Below are 4,257 nucleotides of genomic sequence, written 5' to 3'. Positions count from 1 at the left end.
CAAACGCCTACATCCATATCAAATGGGCGGCGGCGCAGCCCGATTCCGACGATGATATGAAGGACACGGCGGACGCCTGGCTCGGGGTTTATTGGGGCGCAAGTGCGACGGCTCCGACGGCATACACTGCGTATGCGTGGCAGAACATCGGGGACGCCGCCGATTACGCGAAAGAGATCGACGGGCAGACCGAGCTGACAACGCTTTCGGACGCCGACGAGATTCCGGTCTATGACGCGGCGAACACCGTGCAGAAGAAAACCCTTTGGAGCACCGTCAAGACCGCGCTTGCGGCGCTGTTCGTCTCAAAAGACACAAGCGGCAACGTGCTTGTGGCCGGAAAACAAGTCAAAAATGCGATTCTCGAAACCGTGACCACTTTTCTCTTTTCCGGAGCGACGGCGGGCCGGATCCAGTTTTATTATCCGACGGCGGAACCGTTCGGCAGAGTGCTTCTCTACGGCAGGGGCGGCGCAGCGAGATTTCTCACCGACAGCACCGAAGTCGCTCAAAAGACCGTCGGCTCGATTTTGTATAACTATCAAAATAACGGGGGTGCATTATAATGGCGGCAAACACGACACCGATCTATCCCTTGACTCCGAAAGTATCATGGGGAACCCTTGCAACTGCGAATACCGCGAAAGACGGCACGGGAACCGTCGTCACGCTGTTTGAGGCGGGTGTGAACGGCGCGCGCATCGATCAGATCAAAGTCCGCGCGCTCGGCACAAACGTCGCGACCGTGCTGCGGCTGTTCGTCAACAACGGGAGCGACAGCGCGACCGCGGCAAACAATTCGCTGTTTCATGAGACCACGATCGCGGCGGCGACGCTCTCCGAGGTCGCGGCTTTGGCGGACAACGATCTTCTGATCGACAAGAACACCGGTGAAAAGGTCCCGCCGATTCAGTTTTTGCCCGCGGGGTATAAAATCAACGCGGCCATCGGCACGACCGTCGCGGCGGGCCTGCAGGTGACCGTATCGGGAGCGGATTATTAACATGAGCAGCTTTGCGGGATTTCCGAGACCGAGACCGGATATCCGGTATGAGACGGTAACGCTCGACCCTCTGACCATGACGCCCGCCGAGTATATCAAGGCGGCCCGCCCGGCGGAGTGGCCGAATTACGGCAATATCGACCTGACGGGACAAGAGGTCTGTTATCTCACCTATGACTATCTGAATCAACCGGCCGGCAAAACCCGGTTTATGTCCGTAACGGCGACCTGCACGGGCAATTATACCGTTGCGCGCGGAAAAGTCAGCGCGGCGGGATTTATCGCCGAGGCGACATGGACGGCGGCAAGCGGCGCGGCGACCACAAAAAGCGGCGCGGACACGGGAACGGATGATTACGTCTGCTATCGGATTACGGGAACGGCCATTACGGCGGTCACGCTGAACGGGATATACGCGGCGAATGGTGATCTTTACAGCGCAAGAACCAACGAAATCTGCGAAATCTACGCGCGGCTTCCGTCTCTGACAAATATCTTCGGGCTTAGATCAATCTCCGTAAAATACGAGACGGTGCTTGACGTGACGGCGCTCACGTCGCTTGCAAACGCATGGCTCAGCTGCAGCTCATTGGAAGCGCTGGATTTGACGGGATGGGCTGTGTCTTCGGTGACGACGATGGCGTCGGCGTGGTACGGCTGCTGTGCTTTGCGGATGCTGGATTTGTCCGGTTGGAACGTATCAAATGTGACGTCGCTGGGAAGCGCCTGGGCGGACTGCGCGAGTTTGATTCGGCTCGTTACGACCGGATGGGACGTCTCAAAGATTACAAGTTTGTCATACGCGTGGCTGGACTGCAGGTCGCTGAAAACGCTGGATTTATCGGACTGGAATATTTCGTCGGCGTTGACAACGCTCACTTATGCCTTTACGAACTGCGGCAGTTTACAGGAATTGAATTTGTCGGGGTGGAACGTCTCGGCGGTCACGACGCTCGCTTACGCGATGTATAACTGCCGGAATTTGCAATCGCTCGACCTGACGGGGTGGGATATATCGTCCGTGACCGCTATGACGGCGGTGTGGGAAGAACTTCCGACGATGTGGCATTTTGTTCTCCCGGCGAACGTTTCTTTGAGTTTTACTTTGTCGTCAAGCACGAATTTAAGCGCGGCGACGCTGGTCGCCGTCATCGCGAATTTGAAAGACCTGACGGGCTTCACCGGAAAGACTCTGACGCTCGGCAGCACGCTGAAAGCCAAACTGACCGCGGAACAGATCGCGGTCGCGACGGCGAAAAACTGGACCGTCGCGTGAGATGATAAAGAGAGGAATTTTTATGACAAATAAAGAGTTCGTGCGCTTCTGCGAAAAGGCGCTCGGCAAAAACGTTCGGTATATGTGGGGCACCTACGGGCAGAAAATCACCGATAAACTCATAGCGTCTAAAACAATCCAATATCCAGACCATTATCCTCAATCCTATCAAGACGAATTACACGCGGCAATCGCTGACGGCGGTATCGGGTGCGACTGCACAGGGCTGATTAAGTGGTTCTTATGGACGGGCGGAAATATCGAAAAAGCGCCGAAGTATGACGGAGTGACCGACACGTCGGCGAGCGGGTGGTATAACCGGGCGAAAGTCCGCGGCGAGATCGACGCGATTCCGGAGCGGCCCGGGCTGATCGTCTCGAAGAAAGGCCATTGCGGCGTCTACGTCGGGAACGGGGACGTGATCGAGTGCGCCAAAGGCGAATTCGGAAACGGCGTCGTCAGGACAAAACTCACCGACCGGGCCTGGGAAAAATGGTGCGAGTGCGTTTATATCGACTATAAGGACAAGCCCGAAAACGAGATCGCGACCGTCCCATGCCATGTCTCAAAAGACAGTCCGGTATATACTGATTTCGGTGCAGAGCAGCGGATCGGGACCGTCTTTGACGTTGACAGCGTCGAATACATAGGCGTCAGGGGGATAAACGCGCGCGGCATGACGATGGCCGCGATCATCTATCCGACGAAGACCGAGAAAATCGGTTTTGTCGATAAATCCGTTATCGTATTTTGAAAGGAGTCAAAAATCATGATCAAGCAGAACAGATTCAAATCTCCGGTGTTTTGGAGCGGCCTGGCGGCGCAAGTGCTCTCGATTCTGGTATTGACCGGCGTCATCGGCCCGGAATGGAGCACGGCGATCTCGGGCATCGTCACGGCGGTGCTCGAGGCGTTCACGGTGTTCGGACTGCTCAACAATCCGACCGCCAAAGACAAATTTTAAGAGTGAGTGAGGGGGATCGTCGTGGAGATATTAGTAGCAGTTCTCGGGAGCGGCGCGCTTTCCGCTTTAATCAGCGGGGTGTTCACTGTGGCTTGCAATCGGTCAAAGAAAAAAGACGGAGTCCGGGCTGGAGTCCGCATGCTGCTTTATGACAAGATCAAGCATCTTGGGAACAAATATTCCAGCGCCGGAGAAATTTCCGAGGAAGACCTTGAAGACCTATTCAATATGCACAAAATATATCACGACGATCTTGCTGGCAACGGATACCTCGACCATGTCATGACAGGCGTGCGGTCCTTGCCAATCAAACCGAAAGCAAAGTGAGGGGATCACAAATGGCTAATCAAAAACCGGCATATCTTATCCCGCAGGGGCAGGATGCCAATTACTATCCGACGGCCGAAGACCTGGAAAAAGCGAAAAAGTCCAGGTTTATTTACGATTCAGATATGTCGATCAATCCGAAAATAAATCGGCTTCCGGACTATTCGGCACCGGTGGAGACCGGCTATGTATATGATCCGAAAATGGCTGTCAATCCGAAGATAAACAGAACGCCCGACTATGTGACGCCGCAGAGTTCGGGATATATTTATGACCAAAACGTGACGATCAATCCGAAAATCAACCGGACTCCGGACTATGGCGTGGGCCAAAGCGTAGGCCAAAGCGCGGGGAATGTGCTGATACACGGTAACACGCCCGGCGGGCTTACCGGGCAGACGCCATATGAATTGTCGGCAAACCAAGAAGGGCTCAACAAGCCGATCAACGGGCCGGGTGGGGTAAGCCCGGAATACAAAACGCCGACGCCTGCACCGTCTCCGACGCCGACGCCTGCACCGTCTCCGACGCCGACGCCTGCACCGTCTCCGACAAATACAAGCGTGGCCGATCGAGTCGCGGCGATATTGGGCGGAACGGGTTCCGGCGGCAGCGTGGCCGATCAAATACGGAATTCCGCGGCGGCCGCGGCAGAAGCGCAGAAGATTCAAACACAGCAGGCCGTTG

The 4,257-nt window shown here is 55.6% G+C and carries 7 protein-coding genes; all 7 read left to right on the top strand.

Features of this window, described 5'->3' with window-relative positions; translation table 11 throughout:
* The coding region (locus PKH29_12505; protein ID HNX15659.1) for a hypothetical protein at positions 1–566 on the top strand (566 nt) is incomplete at its 5' end.
* Positions 566–1,003, top strand: coding sequence for a hypothetical protein (locus PKH29_12500; GenBank protein ID HNX15658.1), 438 nt, complete (start codon positions 566–568; stop codon positions 1,001–1,003). The genes PKH29_12505 and PKH29_12500, both read left to right, overlap by 1 nt.
* A 1-nt stretch (position 1,004) precedes the next feature.
* Complete coding sequence (locus PKH29_12495) at positions 1,005–2,279, top strand: BspA family leucine-rich repeat surface protein (GenBank protein ID HNX15657.1); 1,275 nt, start codon at positions 1,005–1,007, stop codon at positions 2,277–2,279.
* Positions 2,280–2,301: 22 nt separating this feature from the next.
* Positions 2,302–3,033 carry a hypothetical protein gene (locus PKH29_12490; GenBank protein HNX15656.1) on the top strand — a complete coding sequence of 244 codons (732 nt, stop codon included), beginning with the start codon at positions 2,302–2,304 and terminating at the stop codon, positions 3,031–3,033.
* 15 nt (positions 3,034–3,048) lie between these two features.
* Positions 3,049–3,243 (top strand): phage holin, encoded by a 195-nt coding sequence (locus PKH29_12485; protein ID HNX15655.1) that lies wholly within the window; start codon positions 3,049–3,051, stop codon positions 3,241–3,243.
* A 21-nt stretch (positions 3,244–3,264) separates the two neighbouring features.
* Positions 3,265–3,570, top strand: coding sequence for a hypothetical protein (locus PKH29_12480; GenBank protein ID HNX15654.1), 306 nt, complete (start codon positions 3,265–3,267; stop codon positions 3,568–3,570).
* An 11-nt stretch (positions 3,571–3,581) separates the two neighbouring features.
* Positions 3,582–4,257, top strand: a 676-nt coding sequence (locus PKH29_12475; protein HNX15653.1) for a hypothetical protein, incomplete at its 3' end; no start/stop codon positions are given.

The sequence above is a fragment of the Oscillospiraceae bacterium genome, from assembly GCA_035353335.1.
Lineage (GTDB): Bacteria > Bacillota > Clostridia > Oscillospirales > JAKOTC01 > DAOPZJ01.
The sequence above is the reverse complement of the archived record's forward strand: the minus strand, read 5'-3'. Positions and strand labels throughout refer to the sequence as shown.

Bases quoted from the DNA above. Each gene is read 5' to 3' on its own strand.
- PKH29_12485 (HNX15655.1), top strand. From the start codon at position 3,049: ATGATCAAGCAGAACAGATTCAAATCTCCGGTGTTTTGGAGCGGCCTG.
- PKH29_12490 (HNX15656.1), top strand. From the start codon at position 2,302: ATGACAAATAAAGAGTTCGTGCGCTTCTGCGAAAAGGCGCTCGGCAAA.
- PKH29_12500 (HNX15658.1), top strand. From the start codon at position 566: ATGGCGGCAAACACGACACCGATCTATCCCTTGACTCCGAAAGTATCA.
- PKH29_12495 (HNX15657.1), top strand. From the start codon at position 1,005: ATGAGCAGCTTTGCGGGATTTCCGAGACCGAGACCGGATATCCGGTAT.